At 34.5% G+C, this 22,395-nt stretch carries 17 protein-coding genes; 15 read left to right on the plus strand and 2 right to left on the minus strand.

Features of this window, described 5'->3' with window-relative positions; translation table 11 throughout:
* Positions 1 to 20 precede the first annotated feature (20 nt).
* Positions 21 to 3,089, plus strand: coding sequence for a T9SS type B sorting domain-containing protein (locus tag C3L50_RS07355; protein WP_133158859.1), 3,069 nt, complete (start codon positions 21 to 23; stop codon positions 3,087 to 3,089).
* A 16-nt stretch (positions 3,090 to 3,105) separates the two neighbouring features.
* On the opposite strand, the gene gldA is transcribed toward C3L50_RS07355, so the two are convergent.
* Positions 3,106 to 4,002: a gliding motility-associated ABC transporter ATP-binding subunit GldA gene (gene gldA / locus C3L50_RS07360; protein WP_103805514.1), complete on the minus strand. Its 897-nt coding sequence runs from the start codon at positions 4,000 to 4,002 to the stop codon at positions 3,106 to 3,108.
* A gap of 425 nt (positions 4,003 to 4,427) precedes the next feature.
* Here gldA and C3L50_RS07365 point away from each other — a divergent pair, with 425 nt between their 5' ends.
* From C3L50_RS07365 to C3L50_RS07380, 4 genes are all read left to right on the plus strand, one after another.
* On the plus strand, positions 4,428 to 5,255 hold the full coding sequence (locus tag C3L50_RS07365) for a prephenate dehydratase (RefSeq protein ID WP_103805515.1): 828 nt from the start codon (positions 4,428 to 4,430) through the stop codon (positions 5,253 to 5,255).
* A gap of 64 nt (positions 5,256 to 5,319) precedes the next feature.
* On the plus strand, positions 5,320 to 6,468 hold the full coding sequence (locus C3L50_RS07370; protein WP_103805563.1) for a pyridoxal phosphate-dependent aminotransferase: 1,149 nt from the start codon (positions 5,320 to 5,322) through the stop codon (positions 6,466 to 6,468).
* A 69-nt stretch (positions 6,469 to 6,537) separates the two neighbouring features.
* Positions 6,538 to 7,389, plus strand: a complete 852-nt coding sequence (locus C3L50_RS07375) for a prephenate dehydrogenase (protein WP_103805516.1) — start codon at positions 6,538 to 6,540, stop codon at positions 7,387 to 7,389.
* A gap of 72 nt (positions 7,390 to 7,461) precedes the next feature.
* A complete protein-coding gene (locus C3L50_RS07380; protein WP_103805517.1) occupies positions 7,462 to 8,541 on the plus strand; it encodes a bifunctional 3-deoxy-7-phosphoheptulonate synthase/chorismate mutase type II in 1,080 nt (359 codons plus the stop codon).
* Between the two features lie 61 nt (positions 8,542 to 8,602).
* Here the strand turns inward: C3L50_RS07380 and C3L50_RS07385 are convergent, their stop codons facing one another.
* Positions 8,603 to 9,343, minus strand: a complete 741-nt coding sequence (locus C3L50_RS07385; protein WP_103805518.1) for a DUF3667 domain-containing protein — start codon at positions 9,341 to 9,343, stop codon at positions 8,603 to 8,605.
* A 126-nt stretch (positions 9,344 to 9,469) separates the two neighbouring features.
* Here C3L50_RS07385 and rsgA point away from each other — a divergent pair, with 126 nt between their 5' ends.
* The 10 genes from rsgA (at position 9,470) to queA (ending at position 22,237) form a co-directional block, all read left to right on the plus strand.
* A complete protein-coding gene (gene rsgA / locus C3L50_RS07390) occupies positions 9,470 to 10,447 on the plus strand; it encodes a ribosome small subunit-dependent GTPase A (protein WP_103805519.1) in 978 nt (325 codons plus the stop codon).
* Positions 10,448 to 10,477: 30 nt separating this feature from the next.
* Positions 10,478 to 10,837: a four helix bundle protein gene (locus C3L50_RS07395; protein ID WP_103805520.1), complete on the plus strand. Its 360-nt coding sequence runs from the start codon at positions 10,478 to 10,480 to the stop codon at positions 10,835 to 10,837.
* 52 nt (positions 10,838 to 10,889) lie between these two features.
* A complete protein-coding gene (gene dtd / locus C3L50_RS07400) occupies positions 10,890 to 11,342 on the plus strand; it encodes a D-aminoacyl-tRNA deacylase (RefSeq protein ID WP_103805521.1) in 453 nt (150 codons plus the stop codon).
* Between the two features lie 51 nt (positions 11,343 to 11,393).
* Complete coding sequence (locus C3L50_RS07405) at positions 11,394 to 13,313, plus strand: DUF3857 domain-containing protein (RefSeq protein ID WP_103805522.1); 1,920 nt, start codon at positions 11,394 to 11,396, stop codon at positions 13,311 to 13,313.
* 4 nt (positions 13,314 to 13,317) lie between these two features.
* Positions 13,318 to 15,336, plus strand: a complete 2,019-nt coding sequence (locus C3L50_RS07410; protein ID WP_103805523.1) for a transglutaminase domain-containing protein — start codon at positions 13,318 to 13,320, stop codon at positions 15,334 to 15,336.
* A 2-nt stretch (positions 15,337 to 15,338) separates the two neighbouring features.
* The gene (locus C3L50_RS07415) at positions 15,339 to 17,348 is read left to right on the plus strand and encodes a DUF3857 domain-containing protein (RefSeq protein ID WP_103805524.1); all 2,010 of its coding nucleotides are present in this window, start codon (positions 15,339 to 15,341) and stop codon (positions 17,346 to 17,348) included.
* 4 nt (positions 17,349 to 17,352) lie between these two features.
* Positions 17,353 to 19,344, plus strand: a complete 1,992-nt coding sequence (locus C3L50_RS07420) for a DUF3857 domain-containing protein (RefSeq protein WP_103805525.1) — start codon at positions 17,353 to 17,355, stop codon at positions 19,342 to 19,344.
* Positions 19,345 to 19,394: 50 nt separating this feature from the next.
* A complete protein-coding gene (locus C3L50_RS07425) occupies positions 19,395 to 19,721 on the plus strand; it encodes a nucleotide pyrophosphohydrolase (RefSeq protein ID WP_103805564.1) in 327 nt (108 codons plus the stop codon).
* A 65-nt stretch (positions 19,722 to 19,786) separates the two neighbouring features.
* Entirely contained in the window at positions 19,787 to 21,037 is a 1,251-nt protein-coding gene (gene aroA / locus C3L50_RS07430; protein ID WP_103805526.1) for a 3-phosphoshikimate 1-carboxyvinyltransferase, read from the plus strand.
* A 150-nt stretch (positions 21,038 to 21,187) separates the two neighbouring features.
* The gene (queA, locus tag C3L50_RS07435) at positions 21,188 to 22,237 is read left to right on the plus strand and encodes a tRNA preQ1(34) S-adenosylmethionine ribosyltransferase-isomerase QueA (protein ID WP_103805527.1); all 1,050 of its coding nucleotides are present in this window, start codon (positions 21,188 to 21,190) and stop codon (positions 22,235 to 22,237) included.
* Positions 22,238 to 22,395: the final 158 nt, after the last annotated feature.

The following is a 22,395-nucleotide window of genomic DNA, read 5'->3' on the forward strand; positions in this document are numbered from 1 at the left end:
CTTTCATAAAATTGCTTGTTTTGAATTTCAAATGTCTTTACATACTGATTTGCGTATTTTTCTTTTCGGAACTACAAGCCCAATTGTGCACCGGTAGTTTGGGCGATCCAGTTGTGAAAATTGATTTTGGTTCGGGCACGGCCATTCACGGAAGTGCTTTGGGTACGGATATCACGAGTTATACTTATACATCCGCCAATTTTCCGAATGACGGGTCTTACACCGTTGAAAGTACCACAAATACGCCCGGAACTTGGTGGACAACTACCGATCACACTGGCGGAGGTTATATGATGGTGGTCAACGCCAGTTTTTCCACTACCGATTATTTTTATAAAAACACTGTCACAGGCCTTTGTCCGGACACCACCTATGAATTTGCGGCTTGGGTAATGAATTTGTTGCGCTCAAACGACACGAGTCCGCCCGATATTACTTTTACCATTGAATCCACGACAGGAACGATATTGGGAACTTACAGCACGGGCAGTATTCCATTAAATTCAAGTGCAGTCTGGAAACAATACGGTTTGTTTTTTACGACCCCTGCGGGTGTTTCGACGGTTGTAATCCGAATGCGTAATAATAAAGCAGGTGCCGCACCCGGAAATGATATTGCTTTGGACGATATTACTTTTAGAGCCTGTGGACCAACGGTTACATCGGCAATTCAAAATAACAGCAATACAAGCTTAGATATTTGCCAAAACGACACCAAAAGTTATACGCTTACAGGAACGGTTTCGTCGGGTTATTCAAATCCAGCTTATCAATGGCAATCGAGTGCTGATAACGGATTGACTTGGACGGATATTTCAGGGGCAAATTCAATTGATTATACTTTTGTTCCAAGTTCGGTTGCAGGGACTTATTTGTTCCGAATTGCGGTAGCACAAAATGCAAATATTGCATCCACTTCGTGCAGGGTAGTTTCTAATTTGATTACTTTTAAAGTGGGCGTGAGCCCCGAGGCTCCAACATTCACGACAGTGCAACCTACTTGCGAAGTACCAACAGGAACCATCAATATTACCACATCAAACAATACAACTTATAGTATTGATGGAACAAATTATCAATCATCGGGAGTTTTTTCAGGTTTGGCTGGCGGTGATTACAATGTTACTGCAAAATCAGTTTCGGGCTGTGTTTCTGCGGCACAAATAGCGCACATCAATAGTGTGGCGAGTTCGAATGCAACGCCTACATTTTCGGTAATTCAACCCGTGATTTGTGTCAATCCATTTGGAACTATTACAGTTACAAGTTTGGATTTTGAGTATAGTTTTGATAATGGAATTTCTTGGTCAACTAGCAATTCTAAATCGGGACTTGTTGCAGGAGATTATTGGGTGAAAACCCGAAATAGTTCCAATTGCGAAACAACCGCAGTTATGGTTTCTGTTTTGGTTCCTCCGGGTTATCCGCCAACGCCAACTGTTTTGGTAGCTCAACCTGATTGCATTACACCAACAGGAACTATAATTGTTTCGGATTCTGCCGCTGCATATAGTTTTGACAATGGTTTGAATTGGACGACTTCCAATTCGAAGAATAATTTAATTCCAGCAACCTATAAAGTACTCATCAAAAATGTTTTGGGTTGTGTTTCGCTTGTTGCCAATGAAGTCGAAATAAAAGCATACATCAATACGGAGCCGCTTCCTGTAGCCACGACTCCACAGCTTTTTTGCGTCCAACAAAAGGCAACGCTCAATGATATTGCTGTTACTGGGACAAATATCAAATGGTATGATGCAGCTGTAAATGGGAATCTGCTCCCCAATTCAACAATTTTGCAAACAGGAATTTATTATGCTTCGCAAACGCTTACCATTTGCGAAAGCGAACGAATTCCTGTGGTCATAAATATTCAAAATACGACTGCACCAACAGGAATTTCAGTTCAGGATTTCTGTACTACTCAAAAACCTACCATTGCGAGTCTGGTAGTTTCGGGAATTATTATTGTTTGGTATGACTCTGCAACCAATGGAACGCTTGTTCCAGCCACTACAGCTTTGGGAAATGGCGTAACCTACTACGCCTCCCAAACTGTAAATGGTTGTGAAAGTGTCAATAGATTGCCTGTTTCAGTTTCAATAGTGACGCCAAGCATTCCTGTAAAAGATGTTGCGGATTTTATTTGTGACGATAAAAATGACGGTGCAGAAGTAATAGATTTAACAAGTTATAATTCAAAAATAACGGCTTGTGGCAGTTGTACTTTTACTTATTTCACATCCTTGTCCGGCGCAGAAAATCAAACGACAAGTGACCAAGTCACCGCTGCCACAAGCTATGACTTGCCATTGGGAACAACCAAGATTTACGTTAGAATTGATTCCAATGACAAATGTTATCAAGTGGTTTCGTTGAATTTAACTTTGGTAAGTGAGCCGATTATTCCAATTTCGGATACAGTTTCTTTGTGCCAAAACGAGAATGTAACCATCGATGCAGGTTCTGGTTTCGATACATATTTGTGGTCAACTGGAGCAACTTCAGAAATGATAACCGTTGCAGCAGCAGGTTCTTATTCGGTTACGGTAACCCAAAATCACGTAACTACGGTTTGTTCATCGACAAAAGATTTTTTGGTTCAATTATCTAATGTTGCCACAATTTCTAAAATTGAAACCCAAGATTGGACGGATGCCGAAAATGTAATTGTAGTAGAATTAGCAGATACAAGTTTAGGGAGTTATGAGTATTCGTTGGACGGCATTACTTATCAAGACAGCAATATGTTTTCGGGTTTAATAAGTGGCGATTACACTGTTTATGTTCGGGATAAAAATGGTTGCGGAACAGTCAACCAAGAAGTTTTTCTTTTGAATTATCCCAAATATTTCACTCCAAATCAAGATGGTTACAACGATACTTGGGCGGTTAAATTTTCAGCTTCGGAACCCTCATTAATAGTAAGGATATTCGATCGCTACGGGAAATTACTAAAAGAGTTAGGTGCGACTGCTGCTTGGGACGGCACCTATAATGGTCATCAATTGCCTTCCACGGATTATTGGTTCGTGGTAACTCGGGCTAGTGGAAAAGTTTACAAAGGGCATTTTGCAATGAAAAGATAATGAATCTTAATCTCAATTATTTTGTCATTTCCCTAAAAACAGTCTCTAGATTTTTATTTTTTTGGTTAAGTTGTAAAGTTCTTAATCCATTAGCATTGGCAAAATCAAAAACGGCCGGACGCATGTCTTTATCGGCGTTGAAAGTCAATTCCCAAATAGAATCTTGTGTGTTTTTATAGGAAACTAGATTTTCGATTCTAGCGATTAATGCAAAATCAACAGTTTTGTCAAATTCTACTTCGATTACTTGTTCGGTCGTTGTGGAAATCAATTTGTCTAGTTTTTTGTCGGCAACAATTTTTCCTTTGTCAATGATAATCACTCGGTCACAAATAGCTTCTACTTCCTGCATAATATGCGTCGAAAGGAAAACGGTTTTGTCCTTACCAACATTTTTAATCACATTTCTAATTTCAACTAATTGGTTGGGGTCTAAACCCGTTGTTGGTTCATCCAAAATCAAAACATCGGGATTGTGCAATAAAGCGTTTGCCAATCCCACGCGTTGGCGGTATCCTTTGGATAATTGTCCTATTTTCTTGTGGCTCTCATTGGATAACCCCGTCAATTGAATCACTTCTTCAATTCTGGGTTTAGCTACTTTGTACACATCGGCATTGAAAGCCAAATATTCTCTCACGTACAAATCCAAATACAACGGATTGTGTTCCGGTAAATAACCGATAGATTGTTGTACAGATTTGGATTGCGAATTAACATCAAATCCATTTACAGTTGCTAAACCTTCATCGGCAGCGATATAGGTCGTTAATATTTTCATCAAAGTCGATTTTCCTGCGCCATTCGGCCCCAAAAAACCTACGATTTCTCCTTTTTGGATTGAAAATGAAACGTTGTCTAGTGCTTTTTGGACTCCGTAACTTTTCGAAATGTTGTTTACTTCTATTGACATCGCTATTATATTTGAAGCAAAAGTAAACAGAATATTTCTTGATTTATTGTTTTTTAAATATACAATAGACAAAAAGACTTGGTTGAAGGTTTTTGCTATTGAAAGTTATCCAAATTTGGTTGCTTAATTGTTATTTTAAGGATTGATTTTTAATTATTTAGCAATAAAAAGCAGTTTTTGTAGAAAATTCCTTTTTTATTGTGTGAAATTGGTCTTTTTTTTGGGTTGACAAAAAAATATTTATACATTTGCAGGGAATTTATCAAAAAGCAGAAACAAAATGTCATCTAACCGTTTTTATTTTAGCAATACTTACTATTTCTTCTTTAGGAAGTAAGGATTGTCTATGGTTATTTGAAAGATTAAGAAGCAAATAAAACTAATATACAATCCTGATGAAAATCAGGATTTTTTTTTGAGTATAAATGAAAACAAAAATTGCAATTCAAGGTATTAAAGGGTCATTCCATCATCAGGTGGCGCAGGAATACTATTCTCAGGATGTTGAGGTAGATGAATGTATGTCGTTTGAAGAATTGGTAGATAGCGTTTTGTCTGGAAAAACAGATCAAGCGGTTATGGCTATTGAGAATTCTATTGCGGGACCAATTATTCCTAATTATGCGTTGATTGACAAGAACAATTTGCATATTATCGGAGAGCATTATTTAAGTATTCATCAAAATTTTATGGCTTTGAAAGGTCAAAAAATTGAGGATATTCAAGAAGTACATTCGCATCCCATTGCTTTGTTGCAGTGTATGCAGTTTTTGAAAAAATACCCGCACATAAAAATTGTCGAGGATAAAGATACGGCCGAAACAGCTAGAAGAATTCACGAAAAACAGTTGAAAGGAGTTGCCGCAATTGCTAGTAAAGCAGCTTCTGAAATGTATGATTTGGAGATTTTGGCACCAGAAATCCAAACAATCAACAACAATATGACTCGTTTTGTGATTATCAACAAAGAAGAAAAATTTGTTGAAGAAGACGAAATTAATAGAGCTTCCATCAAATTCGAATTGGATCACAAACGTGGAAGTTTAGCCGCAGTTTTGAACGTAATGAGCGATTGCAAATTGAATTTGACGAAAATTCAATCCTTGCCAAAAATAGAAACACCTTGGAAATATTCGTTTTTTGTGGACGTGACTTTCGATAAATACGAAGATTACGCCAAAGCAAAATCGCTATTGGAAATTATGGCGGAATATTTCAAAGTGTTGGGTGAATATAAAAATACAAAACCGTAAAAAGGAAATTCCAAAAGACAAAAAACAAATTCCAAAAGGAACAGCGTTAGGAAAAATTACAAATATGATTGCAACAGCAAAGCGTTTAGACATAGTTGAAGAATATTATTTTTCTTCAAAACTTCGCGAAGTAAGACAATTGGCTTCCGAAGGGAAACCAATCATCAATATGGGAATTGGTAGCCCCGATTTGAAGCCCTCACAAGCCGTTATTGATGCAGTAACTTTGGCAATGCAGGAAGAAAATGCACATCAATACCAGAGTTACCAAGGCTTGCCGGAATTGAGAAGCAGTATGGCCGATTTTTATCAAAGCAATTATGGAGTTGCCTTGAATCCGAACACTGAAATTTTGCCTTTGATGGGTTCCAAAGAAGGAATTATGCATATTTCATTGGCGTTTTTGAACGAAGGCGACCAAGTTTTGATTCCAAATCCAGGATATCCTACTTATTCTTCGGTGACGAATTTGGTTGGAGCAGTACCGGTTTATTACGATTTGAAAGAAGCCAACAATTGGGAACCTGATTTCGAAGCTTTGGAAAAATTGGATTTATCGAAAGTGAAATTGATGTGGTTGGGATATCCTCATATGCCGACAGGAGCAAGAGGAAGTCTAGAATTGTTCGAAAAGTTGGTGGCTTTCGCCAAAAAACACAACATATTGTTGATTAACGACAATCCGTATAGTTTTGTATTGAATGACAAACCAATGAGTTTGTTGCAAGTGGAAGGCGCAAAAGACGTGGCATTAGAATTGAATTCTTTGTCAAAAACCTTCAATATGGCAGGTTGGCGAGTGGGAATGGTGTTGGGAAATGCTACTTGTATCGATGCGGTTTTGAAAGTAAAAAGCAATATGGACAGCGGAATGTTCTTCGGAATTCAAAAAGGAGCCATTGAAGCTTTGAAAAGCGACAAATCTTGGTTTGATTCAATGAATGCGGTTTACAAGAAAAGAAGAGTTCTTACTGAACAATTAGCTGAAAAGTTGGGTTGTGAAGTGTATAAAGAAGGTGTTGGCTTGTTTGTTTGGGCTAAATTGCCAGCAGGAATCACATCTTCGGAAGATTTTATAGACAAGATTTTATATGAAAAATCAATATTCATAACACCGGGAACTATTTTCGGTTCTAATGGAGAAGGGTATATCCGATTTGCACTTTGCGTGAAAGAAGAAAAAGTACAGGAAGCGATAGATCGATTTAGTTGATAGTTGATAGTTGTTGGTTGATAGCTGAAACCAACAAATATCAACCAACAACCAACAACTTTAAAAAAAATGAAAGTACACGTAATAGGAATAGGATTGATTGGCGGTTCGATGGTATTGGACATCAAATCGCTACATCCAGAGGCGACTATTTATGGAATTGACAACAATGAAAGTCATTTGGCGGAAGCCATCGCTCTTGGAGTTGTGGACCAAGCGGCGACTTTTGATGATTTGGCGGAAGCCGATTTTGTAATTGTTTCTGTTCCAGTGGATGTTGCATTGATTGTTTTGCCAAAAGTTTTGGATGCTGTTGGGGAAAATACAATTGTTTTTGAAGTGGGTTCCACCAAAACACCCATTTGCGAAGCCATTGCAAATCATCCCAAAAGAAGAAATTTCATTGCCACGCATCCTATTGCGGGAACGGAATTTTCAGGGCCTTCGGCGGCGATAAAAAACTTGTTTCAAGGGAAAACGAATATCATTTGTGAGGTCGAAAAAACGACTTTCAAATTACAGGAAAAAGCCTTGGATTTGTTCAAAAGTATGGGAATGAGAATTCGATATATGGATCCAAAGTCACATGATAAGCACATTGCTTATGTATCGCATTTGTCGCACATTAGTTCGTTTATGCTTGGAAAAACGGTGATTGATAAAGAGAAAGTCGAGCAAGATATTTTTGATATGGCGGGTTCTGGATTCGAAAGTACAGTGCGTTTGGCCAAAAGTTCCCCAGCTATGTGGACACCGATTTTCAAACAGAATAAAAAGCAAGTGGTCAAGGGTTTAGAAGAATATATTTCGAATCTTATCCATTTCAAAGAATTATTAGAGAATGATGATTACGATGCGATTTTCAACGAAATGCAGAGTGTCAATAAAATAAAAGAAATCCTGAACGGAATGAAAAAATAGACAATTGCAAAAATCAATTGCAATGTCAATAGAACAACACACAATAAAACAATAAAAATTAAATTAGAAAAGATGGAAAACAAGAAAGAAATGAGAAATTGGTTGAACGACTTCAATTTGTCTCATCCATTAGTGATAGCAGGACCTTGTAGTGCTGAAACAGAAGAGCAAGTATTGAAAATTGCCCACGAATTGAAAGATTCTGATGTAAGCGTTTTTAGAGCTGGAATCTGGAAACCAAGAACTCGTCCAGGAGGATTTGAAGGTGTTGGAGAAATTGGATTGAAATGGTTGAAAAAAGCAAAAGCGGAAACAGGAATGCTAATGGGAACTGAGGTTGCCACTGCTGCACACTGTAAATTAGCTTTGGAATATGATATCGATGTTTTATGGGTTGGTGCTCGTACAACGGCAAATCCATTTGCGGTTCAAGAAATTGCGGATACCTTAAAAGGAACAGATAAAATCGTTTTAATCAAAAATCCAGTAAATCCTGATATGGCTTTATGGTTAGGTGGAGTTGAGCGTTTGTATGCAGCCGGAATCGAAAAATTAGGAGTAATTCACAGAGGTTTTTCTACTTACGAAAAAACCAAATACAGAAACATTCCAGAATGGCAAATTGCTATCGAATTGCAAAATAAATTCCCTGATTTACCATTAATTATCGATCCATCACACATCACTGGAAACCGTGATATGATTCTTGAAGTAACTCAAGAAGCTTTGGATTTGAATTATGATGGTATGATTATCGAAACGCATATCGATCCAGAAAATGCTTGGTCTGATGCAGCTCAACAAGTAACTCCAGACGCTTTGAAACAAATTTTGAAGGACTTGAAAATTAGAAACTTGAGTGGAGATTCGGATTTTGAAAGTAAAATGACAAAATTAAGAGCTAATATCGATGTTTTGGATGCTAATTTGTTAGAGCTTTTAGGAAAACGTATGAAAGTAGCCGATGAAATTGGTCAAGTGAAAAAAGAAAACAATGTAGCTGTTTTACAAAACAACCGTTGGAATGAAATTCAAGCCAAAATGGTTGCCGAAGGTGCCAAAAAAGGGTTGACAGAAGAATTTATCGTTAAATTGTTCAGAGGAATTCACCAAGAAAGTATTGAACACCAAGAGAAAATATTGAATTCTTAATTCAATAATTTTTATAAAATTAATCTCCACAGTTTTTTAATTGTGGGGATTTTTTTTGTTTTTAAAAGTATTTAAGGATTAAATCAACAACAAGAATTACGGAAACTAAACAAGTTAAAAATATCAATTGACTCAATAAGGTAAGTAGAAATGATTTTTTTAAACTCATTTTGTTGAAAAATTGCGCATTGGTCCAATAGATAAAAACAACATCAACAAGATAAATAGCGAAAGAAAGGGCTGTCATTGTGTGTGTTCCGTTGAAATAATAGATCAAAGGAAATAGCGCAATATGCACAAATAGTTTCTGAGAAGCCTTGAAAGTATTCATGATGAAATATTCCACTAAATTGTACCCTTGTTTCCTAAAAGCAATGCTTGTGCCAATGGTGTACAAAGGAATCATCAAAAGAGTTGTCCAAGCATAATGTGTGCCCATCCATTCGTTGAATTTGACGTTGTCGATTCCAGTTTCTGTGGAACTTTGCGCTGTCGTTTCAACAAAACTGATATGGAAATAATGATACATAAATCCATAAAGAGATGCCAAAACAATAACCAAAGACATTGGTTTTAAATGTTTAATGCGCTTTCCTTCAATAAATTCTCTTATTGCATGTCCTGGTCTGGTGAATAATTGCTTGCCTGAATACAAAATTCCTTCGTCAAAATGGAATAAACTGTGTCTGATTTCGTGCCATAGAAAATGAAAATTAATTCGGTGCGTTTCGGCAGTTTGTCCACAATTGCTACAATAATGTCCTGTATAAATATGGTTACAGTTTTTGCAAGTTATTTTCATTATTAAACCTTTTAAGAGATAAAAAGTACTTTCAACTGTAAACCTAAAACAAAATTTTATCTTTGCAAAGATTTAAGGTTTAAAATCAGAAATCTAAAATTGTTAATCTACAATCTAAAATCCTCTATGACAGGAACCGTTTATAAATCTACAGGAAGTTGGTACACAGTGAAATCTGAACGAGGCGATTTTATCGAATGCCGTATGAAAGGGAAATTCCGAATCAAAGGTATCAAAAGCACGAACCCAATTGCTGTAGGTGATATTGTCGATTATGAGCTTGAAGAAACATCGGATAATGTTACGGGAACTATCCATAAGATTCACGACAGAAAGAATTATATTGTTCGAAAATCTGTAAATCTTTCACATCAAATGCATATTATTGCATCCAATATTGATTGTGTTTTTCTTTTGATAACTATCAATAACCCGCCTACAACTACCAGTTTTATAGACCGTTTTTTGGTCACGGCCGAAGCTTATGGTATAGAAACGATTTTGGTTTTTAATAAAATAGATACGCTGGACGATGCTACACTAGACGAGCAATTGTATATGCAGCACATTTATCAGGAAATAGGATACCAATGCCTGCGAGTTTCTGCTGCCACAGGAAAAGGAGTAGAAGAGTTAAAACAATTGATGATAGAAAAAGTAACAATGTTTTCGGGTCATTCTGGTGTGGGAAAATCGACATTGGTCAACGCTTTGGAACCTAATTTGAATCTGAAAACAAAAAATATTTCTGAACAAAGTAAACAAGGACAACACACAACAACTTTTGCCGAAATGTATGATTTGAGTTTTAATGCTCGAATAATTGACACTCCAGGAATCAAAGGTTTCGGGATTGTGGATATGGAAAAGGAAGAAATTAGTGGTTATTTTCCAGAATTCTTCAAGTTGAAAGAACAATGCAAATTCAATAATTGTCTGCACAAAGAAGAGCCACATTGCGCCATCAAAGCAGCTTTAGAAAAAGACGAAATTGCTTGGTCGCGCTACAATAGTTATTTGAAAATCCTCGAAGGAGACGATGAAAATTATCGCACCGATTCATTTGATGAAGATCGAAAAGCAAGTGATGAAACCAGAAAATAGTTGTGAATTGTGAATGGTAAATTGTGAATTATGTCAGAGAATATAATAAAAACTAAATCATTTAATTTCGCTTTGAGGATTGTGAAATTGTATCAATTCTTAAATCAGGAAAAAAGGGAATATGTTTTAAGTAAGCAGCTGCTTCGAAGCGGAACATCTGTTGGAGCATTAGTTAGAGAAGCGGAACAAGCTGAAAGTAGATTAGATTTCATTCACAAATTGGCAATTTCGCAAAAAGAAGCCAATGAGAGTGATTATTGGTTAGAGTTATTGTTTCAATCAGATTACCTAAACGAAATACAATATCAATCTTTAAAATCAGATATAGTAGAAATCAATAAAATTCTCGCATCCATCATTATTTCGACTAAACAAAATCTAAAAAAATAATTGTCAATTATCTCAGTAATTCACAATTTACCATTCACAATTCACCATTATTTTGAAAACCGTAATCCAAAGAGTTTCCCAAGCCTCTGTAATCATTGATGCTAAAATTGTAGCCGATATTAAAAGTGGCTTATTAGTTTTGGTCGGAATAGAAGATGCCGATACACAAGAAGACACTAATTGGCTTTGTCAAAAAATCGCAAACCTTCGCATTTTTGGTGATGAAAACGATGTGATGAACCTTTCGGTAAAAGATATTGATGGCGAAGTGATTGTGGTTTCTCAATTTACCCTTCAAGCCTCGACCAAAAAAGGCAATCGCCCTTCCTATATTAAAGCGGCAAAACCTGAAATTGCCATTCCAATCTATGAAAACTTTGTTCAGCAATTAGAAGCTGAATTGTGCAAGAAAATACAAACTGGAATTTTTGGTGCCGATATGAAAATTTTACTTCTAAATGACGGCCCAGTTACCATTATTATGGATAGTAAAAATAAATTCTAATTTAGGATAATTCTTAATATAAATTTCATAAATTTGGTAAAACATTTTTTTATGAAATTTCTTCTTTCTTCATTGATTGCTTTTTTGTTTGCTACTACAATTTTTGCTCAAAAAACAGAATATTCTACCTTACTAATTCCCGATAGTTTAAAACAAAATGCAAATGCTGTTGTACGCTTAAGTCAAATAGATATTGTTATTTCTTCTCAACGAAGTATGAATGTCAAAGAAAAACGTATAGTTACGGTTTTAAATGAAAAAGGAGAAAGAGCTATAGGCGCTAGTGAAAATTATGATAAGAGAAGAAATATTTCTAGCATTCAAGCGACAGTTTATGACAATTTTGGAAATGAAATTAAGAAAATAAAAAGAAAAGATTTCAAAGATCAAAGCTGTGTTGATGGAGGAACACTTTTCTCTGATGGGAGAGTAGTATATTTAGATTACACCCCAATTCAGTATCCTTACACAGTAGTTTATGAATGTGAAGTAGAAACTTCTACAACTGCATTTGTTCCGTCATGGTTTCCGTTGAGTAATTATTATTTAAGCATCGAGAAAAGTGTTTTAAACGTGACTTATCCCGAAAATCTTGGTTTCAGAAAAAGGGAGTTCAATTTTTCAAACTTTAAAATTACCAAGACTGTAGATACATCCACACAACTTTCATATGTAGCAACTTCAATTACTGCTCAGAAATATGAAGATTATAGTCCCGGATTTGTAGATTTATTTCCAAAAGTAATGATGGGATTGGAGTTTTTTAATCTAGAAGGTGTGGATGGAAATGCCAAAACCTGGGAAGAATTTGGAAAATGGTGGTCCGACAAGATTTTGGTAGGTACAGACGAATTATCTGAAGAAACCCGAGCAAAAATGAAAGCCTTAGTAGGAGATGAAAAAGACCCAATTAAGAAAGCTAAAATAATTTATAAATATGTTCAAGAAAAATCACGTTATGTCGCTATTTCTGAAGGAATAGGAGGCTGGAAACCAATGCTTGTTAAAGATGTAGATCGACTTGGTTATGGTGATTGCAAAGCTTTGTCAAATTATACAAAATCATTGTTAAACGCTGTAGATGTTCCTTCTTATTATACAAAATTATACGGCAGTAGAGATAAACAAAATATAGAATCCGATTTTGTTTCTCAGCAAGGAAACCATATTATTTTAACAATTCCAAATGGCAAAGACTATATTTTTTTAGAATGTACCAGTCAAGATGATCCCTTTGGTTATCAGGCAAATTTTACTGACGACCGAGATGTTTTGGTTGTAAAACCCGAAGGTGGAGTAATTGTTAGAACTAAAAATTATGAAAACAAGGACAACTCTCAAATTAGTAAAGGCAACTATTCAATAGCTGAAAATGGAGATTTTTCTGGAAAAATCGCAATGGTTTCTGAAGGATCACAATACGGTCAAAAATCAGGTGTAGGCAGTGTAGAAAAGATGCAACCCCAAGAAAAAGAAGCCTATTATAAAAGATTTTGGGGCAATATCAACAATTTGAAAATAGATAAAATCACTTTTTTAAATGACAAGGAAAAAGTAAGTTTTACCGAAAACGCTGAAATTAGTGCAGTAAATTATGGAGCAATTTCAAACAATAAAATGATTTTTGCAGTAGATGCTTTCAATCAAAACTCTGAAGTTGTTAAGAGAATTCGAAACCGTAAAAACCCATTCGAGATTCAAAGAGGTTATTATGACAATGATGAAATTGCTATTGCATTACCAACAGGATTTTCAATAGAATCTATTCCCAATAATTTTGAATTGAATACCAAATTTGGAGAATACAAAACCGAAATTATAAAAGTGGACAATACTAATTTAATTTATAAACGTTCGATTTTCATCAAAAAAGGATTGTATAAAAACACTGAATACGATGATTATCGTCTTTTTATGGAACAAATTTCTAGAAACGATAATGCCAAAATAATACTTACAAAAAACCTTTAAAAAAATGAAAACCTACGTTCAATTATTTATTTTATTTTTTACCTTTTTCTATTCCAATTCTAATGCTCAAGAATTCAAATTAGGAAAAGTTTCTGTAGCCGAATTAGAAGAAAAACAACACCCCAAAGACCCATCGGCTGCGGCAGCCATTTTATTCAAAAAAGGAGAAGTTAAATTTGAATATACACAAAGCGATGGATTTACAATGTTTACAGATGTTAAAACACGAATTAAAATATATAAAAAAGAAGGGTATGATTGGGCAAATCAAAATATCAGGTACTATTTGTCAGGTAATTCAAAAGAAATTATATCGGTTTCGGACGCTGTGACTTATAATTTGGTTAATGGAAAAATTGAAAAAACAAAATTAAAGACCGAAGGCGAATTTGACGAAAATATCAATAAATATTGGGCTCAAAAAAAGATAACATTACCCAATATAAAAGAAGGTTCAGTTATAGAATTTCAATATACAATAAAAACAAAATCTATTGGCTCGATGAGAGAATGGGATTTTCAATCTAGCATTCCAGTGAATCATTCAGAATTCATCACTTATATTCCCGAATTTTTTGTTTTCAACACCAATAAAAAAGGATTTATTTTTCCTAAAGTAACCGTAAAAGAAATTAATAAAGTTGCCAATTATAATTATAGAGAGAAAAGTGTTCCAGGAGGAACAGTTATACATTCTGTTTCTAATGAAACGTTGGAATATGTTGAAACCCAAACTACTTATTTAGCCGAAAATTTGCCAGCGATGAAAGATGAGGCTTATGTAAATAATATCAGAAATTATACTGCTAGTATTTCGCACGAGTTATCGATGACCAAATTTGATAATCGTCCAACAAAAATTTATTCACTAGATTGGGAATCGGTAGCCAAAACGATTTATGAGTTTGAAGATTTTGGGCTTGAACTGAGTAAAAGCGGGTATTTTGAAGAAGATTTAAAAACAGTTATAAGTGGTGACAAGACAAGAGCTGAAACCATCGGGGCAATTTTCAATTATGTAAAAACGAATATAAAATGGAATGAGCACTACAGTTTTTTCTGCAATGATGGTGTAAAAACAGCTTATAAAAACAAGACAGGAAATGTAGCCGAAATTAATTTGATGCTCACAGCAATGTTGCGTTATGCAGGATTCGATGCTAATCCAGTTTTAGTGAGTACTCGCTCAAACGGAATCGCTTTATTTCCGAGTTTAAACGCTTTCAATTATGTTATTTCAGCAATAGAAACTCCCGAAGGTTTACTATTAATGGATGCTACCGAAATCTTTTCGACTCCCAATGTGCTTCCATTAAGAGATTTGAACTGGTTTGGAAGATTGATTAGAAAAGACGGAACTTCTTCTCAAATTAGTTTGACTCCAATCATGATTTCCAAAGGAACTTCGACTATGAATATTGTGTTGAATACAGATGGTACAATTGACGGAAAAATAAGAAGACAATACACCAATCACGAAGCATTAAAATTCAGGAAGAATAATGTAGATACTAAGCAAGAATCCTATTTAGAAAAACTCGAAAACGACAATAATGGTATCGAAATTGGTGAATATGTAAGAGCCAATGAGCTTGATTTATCCAAACCAGTGATGGAAACCTATTCGTTCAAATCGAACAAAGATGCAGAAATCATTAGCGACAAAATCTATTTGTCTCCAATGTTGTTTTTAGCAGATAAAGAAAACCCTTTCAAGCAGGAAAAAAGAGAATATCCTGTCGATTTTGGTTATCCATTTGAGTCCAAAATTTATGTAAATATCGATATTCCACAAGGATATAAAGTAGAATTTTTGCCTAAAGCGTCTAATTTATTGACAGGAGATGATATTGGTGCCTTTAGCTATGTTATAGAAAACACAGATAATAAAATCAAAATAATTGTTACAGCAACAATGAATATGGCTATTGTTCCAGCAGATTTTTATGATGTCTTAAAAGAATTTTATCAAGGAATGATTACCAAAGAAAATGAGAAAATTATATTAACCAAGAATCTATAAAAATGAAAACCTACTTTAAAGCATTAGTTTTATTTTTTGCCTTTTTCTATTCCAATTCTAATGCCCAAGAATTCAAATTAGGAAAAGTTTCAATAGCCGAATTAGAAGAAAAAGAACATCCAAAAGACCCGTCGGCTGCGGCAGCCATTTTATTCAAAAAAGGAGAAGTCAAATTCGAATATACTAGTGAATATGGATTTCAGGTCGTTACTAAAGTGCAAACCAGAATCAAAATATACAAAAAAGAAGGGTATGATCTTGCAAATCAATCGGTTCCTTATCATTTAGAAAGTTCATTGAATGAAAAAATTGCTTTCTCGGATGCCATTACTTATAATTTAGTTAGTGGAAAAATCGAAAAAACAAAACTGAAAAGCGATGGCGAGTTTGTAGAAAAGGTCAACAAATATTGGGGGCGAAAAAAAATAACAATGCCAAATGTCAAGGAAGGTTCGGTGATTGAATTTGAATATACTATAAAAACTGGTCTCATAGGTTCACTGAGAGATTGGGATTTTCAATTGAGTATTCCAGTTAATTATTCAGAATATACAACTTATGTCCCAGAATATTACACCTATAAATCAAACCAAACTGGAGGCATTGTGCTTAAAACAACCATTGAAAAAAACAGCAGAAAAGTTAATTATGTTTATGTTCAAGATAATAAGGATGGCACCCCACCAGCTCGTTCAAATGAAGAGTTAAACTTTATTGAGACGAAAACCAGCTATTCTGTCAAGGATTTACCTGCAATAAAAGAGGAAGCATTTGTAAACAATATTCATAATTATACTACTAGTATTTCTAACGAGTTATCAGTGGTAAATTACCCAAATACACCTCCAAAATATTATTCGACTGATTGGGAATCTGTAGTGAAAACCATTTATGATTTTGATGATTTTGGTCCTGAATTGAATAAAACAGGTTATTTTGAAGCTGATGTTGATAAGCTGTTGACTGGAATTAATACTTCAAACGAACGAATTGAAGCCCTATTTAATTATGTCAAATCGAATGTGAAATGGGATGATTATAAAGGATATTCTTGTAATGAAGGAGTGAAAAATGCCTATAAAAACAAAACAGGAAATTGCGCCGAAATTAATTTGATGCTTACGGCAATGATGCGATATGCAGGGCTAAATGCCAATCCGGTTTTAATTAGCACTCGCGATAATGGAATTGCTTTTTTTCCTAATCGAACTGCATTTAATTATGTGATTGCAGCTGTAGAAACTCCAGAAGGTATGATATTGTTAGATGCAACTGAAAAATATTCGAAACCCAACATTTTGCCATTGCGTGATTTGAACTGGTTTGGAAGATTAATTCGAAAAGATGGAACATCGACAGAAATAAATTTGATGCCAAAAACACTCTCTAGAAAGGTTGTAAATATGGGTTTTGCTATAAAAAGCGATGGCTCAATTGAAGGAAAAACAAGAAGTCAATATGTTGATTATGAAGCTTTAGATTTTAGAATACAACACCTGCTAACCAATAAAGACACTTATTTAGAAGAGCTAGAAAATAAAAACAACAAAATAGAGATTAGTGATTATGCTAGAGAAAACGACTTAGATTTATCTAAACCAATAAGTGAGATTTTTTCATTCAAAGACACAAAAAGTGTTGAAATAATAAATGACAAAATTTACATTTCTCCTTTATTATTTCTTGCATATAAAGAAAATCCATTCAAACAAGAAGTTCGAGAATATCCTGTAGATTTTGGATATCCTTCAGTCGAAAAAATAAATGTAAGTATAGAAATACCCGAAGGATATGTTGTCGAGTCATTGCCAGCACCAATAAATATTGCAACAGGTGAGAATGTTGGATCCTTTGTTTTTAATATTGCTAGTAGCGCAAATAAAATTCAAACTGTTGTTACATCAACCATAAACGAAGCCATTGTACCTTCTGATTTTTATCCAGTTTTGAAGGGTTTTTACCAGCAAATGATAGACAAGCAAAACGAAAAAATTGTTTTAAAGAAGATATAAGTTTATGAAAGTCAGAATAATTACAATCCTGTTGTTTGTTGTTTCTTTTTCACAAGGAATTGCTCAAAAAGTAGATTTTGGAAAGGTCACAGTAGCAGCATTAGAAGAAAAAAAACATCCAATAGATACAGCTGCTGTAGCCGCAATACTTTTTAATAAAGCCAGAACTTTTTTTAGTTATGATCCAAGAGTCGGTTTTAGCATTAATACTGAGAACACCTTCAGAATTAAAATCTATAAAAAGGAAGGATTAAAATGGGCGAATTACAAAGTGCCGTATCGAATAGGTTATGAAAAGCTTAATGATGATAGAGTAGAGTTTTCAGATTGTTATACTTCAAATCTCGAAAACGGAAAGGTTGTTAAAACAAAATTGGCTAGCGAAGGCAATTTTAAAACTTCAATAAATAAGTATTGGAAAGAAGAATCCATTACAATGCCTAATGTAAAAGTGGGTTCAATAGTAGAGTTTAAGTACGTTTTGAAATCAGAAAACATAGTTGAATTTCCAGATTTTAATTTCCAAAAAGACATCTTTGTAAATTATTCAGAATACACAACTCAAATACCTGGTTTTTTTGTTTATAAAGCAATTGCAAAGCGATCATCAGAATTAATATTTGAATCAAAACTTGAGCGAGGTTCCCTAAATTATACATTAAACGACGGGACAATGAGATCAGAAAATGTAAATTTCGAACAAGCCAAAAACACCTATAGTGCTTACAATATTCCTGCTCTAAAACAAGAACCTTTCGTAGATAATATTGAAAATTATCGTTTGTCTGTTACTCATGAGTTAGAGAAAACTCAATTTTACCAAGCACCAGTAAAGAATTATTCTACAACTTGGGAAGGTGTGGCCAAAACAATCTATGAAGACAAAGATTTTGGAAAAGAATTACAAGAAAGAGATTATATCAAGCAAGATTTGCCCTTGATTCTTAAAAATATAGAATCACCAGATAAGCGATTGGATGTTATATTCAAATTTGTGCAGGACAAAATGAACTGGAATAATAAAAAAGGGTATTATGTGGACAAAGGTGTGAAACAAGCCTATATTGATGCAACAGGAAATACGGCCGAAATTAACTTTATTTTGATTTCTATGCTAAATTTTGCAGGAATCAAAGCTTCTCCAGTGTTGTTAAGTACTCTGGATAATGGTGTCCCCGTTTATCCCAACCGAACCATTTTTAATTATGTAATTGCTGCCGTTGAAATAGATGGAAAACAAGTTTTGCTCGACGCGTCTAATAAAAATACAACTCAAAACATTTTACCATTATATGCCATAAACTGGACTGGAAGATTAATAAATCAAGATGGTACTTCTCAAGAAATTAAATTAATGCCTAGCTTTCCATCAAAAAAATCGACAAACATGATGTTTGCAATTGATGAAAAAGGAAAAATATCTGGGAAATATACAGTCTATAGGTCGGATTATGAAGCTTTTGCATTTAGAGAAAAATTTTTAGGAATGAACCAGCAAAATTATCTCGAAAAAGTAGAAAACGATTTAAAAGGGATTCAAATTTCCAACTATGGAATAGAAAATAGCAAAGATTTATCGAAACCAATTATTGAGAATTTTACTTTTACCGCCGATAACGAATGTGAGATAATTGGCGATAAAATGTACATCAACCCAAAATTATTTTTCACACAAACCAAAAATCCTTTTGTTCAAGAGGAAAGAGAATGTCCTGTATATTTTGGTTGTCCAAAACAAGAAAAATTCAATTTCAATATTGATATCCCTCAAGGATATGAGTTGGAATCCCTGCCCAAACCAATAAAAATTCAAACAAGAGAAAATGTGTGCACGTTTAGTTTCAATTGTCTCGCTTCGGGCAGTAGGATTCAAATTGTGATTACAGAAGATATAAACAAAGGAATGGTTTCCTCTAATTTTTATGATGAACTAAAAAGCTTTTTCAAACAAATGATAGACAAACAAAACGAAAAAATAGTTTTGAAGAAAATATAAGCAATCAATTTTTAGAATAAATACCTTTGGGTTTTCAAAAACCAAAACCAATGAACCTAAAAAACTCCCAACTCGAAGTTGACACTTGGATCAAAGAACACGGCGTTCGCTACTTCAACGAACTAACCAATATGGCACAACTTACTGAAGAAGTAGGCGAAGTAGCCCGAATAATCGCCCGTCGTTATGGCGAACAATCCGAAAAAGAAAGCGATAAAAATAAAGACCTAGGCGAAGAATTAGCCGATGTGGTTTTCGTGGTTTTATGCCTAGCAAACCAAACCGGAATCGATTTGCAAGCTGCTTTCGATAAAAAAATGGATTTGAAATCCGTTAGAGACAAAGACCGCCACAAAAACAACGACAAATTAAAATAATTGTGAATTGTGAATTATGAATTGTAAATTCGCACCCTTACTAAATATAACTTATTCTCGATACAATGAATTTACTATTAAAAACAAATTCACCATTTACAATTCATAATTCACAGTTAAATATAACAGGTTCCAAATCAGAAACCAACCGACTTTTGTTATTGCAAGCCTTGTTCCCGAATATTACTTTGGAAAACACTTCCAATTCTGATGATAGCGAAGTGATGCAAAAAGCATTAAATAATTCACAATTCACAATTGACAATTCACAATTAGTTGATATTCATCATGCAGGAACGGCAATGCGTTTTCTTACTGCTTTTTTTGCTGTAAATGAAGGTCGAGAAGTGGTTTTGACAGGTTCGCAAAGAATGACGGAGCGACCAATAAAAGTCTTGGTCGAAGCTTTGCAGCAATTAGGAGCACAAATCTCGTATGAAAACGAAGAAGGTTATCCGCCTATTCGAATCAAGGGACAAAAAATTATAGCAAATAAAGTTTCTATTCCAGCTAATGTAAGTAGCCAATATATTTCGGCTTTATTGTTAGTTGCTCCAAAATTACAAAACGGAATCGAATTGACTTTGGTGGGCGAAATAACATCTGTCCCTTATATCAAAATGACTTTGGCTTTGCTAAATGATTTAGATATTCAAACCAGTTTTGAAGGCAATGTAATCAAAGTATATTCAAAACACGAAGTAGCATCGAAAGTGATGACTGTGGAATCCGATTGGAGTTCTGCATCTTACTTTTTTAGTTTGGCTGCTTTGTCCGAACCAGAAACAGCAATTACATTGTCGAGTTACAAACAAAATAGTTTGCAAGGTGATTCTGCTTTAGTAGAATTATACGGAAAAATGGGTGTTGAATCGAAGTTCGAAAATAATCGATTGACATTGACTAGAAAATCGAATTTCGCCCAAGAAAATCTTACTTTCGATTTGAATAATACGCCCGATATTGCCCAAACTATTGTGGTAACTTGTCTTGGTTTAGGAATTGGTTGTCATTTGACGGGACTTCACACCTTGAAAATCAAAGAAACCGACAGGCTAGAAGCACTTCGAATTGAATTGACAAAACTAGGAGCCAACATTTCAGTAACTAACGATAGCTTGACTTTAGTTGCAACAAAAGAGATTCTTCATAATGTGAAAATTGCTACTTATAACGACCATAGAATGGCAATGGCATTCGCTCCTTTGGCTTTAAAAGTGCCAATTAATATCGAAAATGCCGAAGTAGTTTCAAAATCCTATCCTGATTTTTGGACCGATTTGAGAAACATTGGTTTTCAAATTTCTGAAATATAAAACTTTGCGACCTAGCGTCTTTGCGGTGAAAATAAAAATAAACCTCGAAACACTTGACAACGCCTATTTCGCAATCGTATATTTGCACACGATTTAAGATTATGAACTCAAAACTCATAATTCATAATTCATAACTCATAACTTTTTCAAATGAAATTATCACATTTTCAATTCAATTTACCAAAAGAACTTCTTGCAGAATATCCAGCCGAAAACAGAGACGAATCTCGTTTGATGGTAATTGATCGCAAAAAAGGAACTATAGAACACAAAATGTTCAAAGACGTTATCAATTATTTTGATGAAGGTGACGTTATGATTTTGAATAATACTAAAGTTTTTCCTGCTCGTTTGTATGGAAATAAAGAAAAAACTGGTGCAAGAATCGAAGTTTTTTTGTTGAGAGAACTAAATGCAGAACAAAGGCTTTGGGATGTACTAGTAGATCCAGCACGTAAAATCAGAATTGGAAACAAATTGTATTTTGGCGATGACGATTCATTAGTTGCCGAAGTAATAGATAATACCACTTCTCGTGGAAGAACTTTACGTTTCCTATACGACGGTTCTTATGATGAATTCAGAAATAAATTAACTGAATTGGGTGAAACTCCAATCCCAAAATATATTAACAGAGATGTAACTCCAGAAGATGCAGATCGTTACCAAACCATTTATGCCAAAGAAGAAGGGGCTGTTGCAGCACCAACTGCTGGTTTGCACTTTTCTAAGCATTTGTTGAAAAGATTAGAAATAAAAGGAGTGAAGTTTGCTGAAGTGACACTTCATGTAGGTTTAGGAACTTTCAACCCAGTCGAGGTAGAAGATTTGTCTAAACACAAAATGGATTCTGAGGAGTTAAAAATTACTCAAGAAGCCTGTGATGTTGTGAATGAAGCAAAAGGGAAAAGAAAACGTATTTGTGCCGTAGGAACTACCTCAATGCGTGCTATAGAAAGCTCGGTTTCTTCACAAAGAACTTTAAACCCTTATGACGGTTGGACTAATAAATTTATTTTTCCTCCACATGATTTTAGCGTGGCAACCTGTATGATTACCAATTTCCATACCCCAAAATCAACTTTATTGATGATGATTTCTGCTTTCTGTGGACACGATTTAATGCGTAAAGCCTACGACGAAGCCATCAAAGAAGGATACAAATTCTATTCTTATGGTGATGCGATGTTAATTATTTAATCTGAATTTATTTCAGATTCTCCATAAATCTCGTCAGCAATGGCGAGATTTTTTTTTTGAACTTTTACGGTACTTTTAAATAAATCTTCGTAAAATAAATAATTTTAGGAATGTAGGCGATGAACTAAAAAATCGTTAAATTTCCAGTCCTAATAATT

It is taken from the genome of Flavobacterium alvei (assembly GCF_002920895.1).
Classification (GTDB): domain Bacteria; phylum Bacteroidota; class Bacteroidia; order Flavobacteriales; family Flavobacteriaceae; genus Flavobacterium; species Flavobacterium alvei.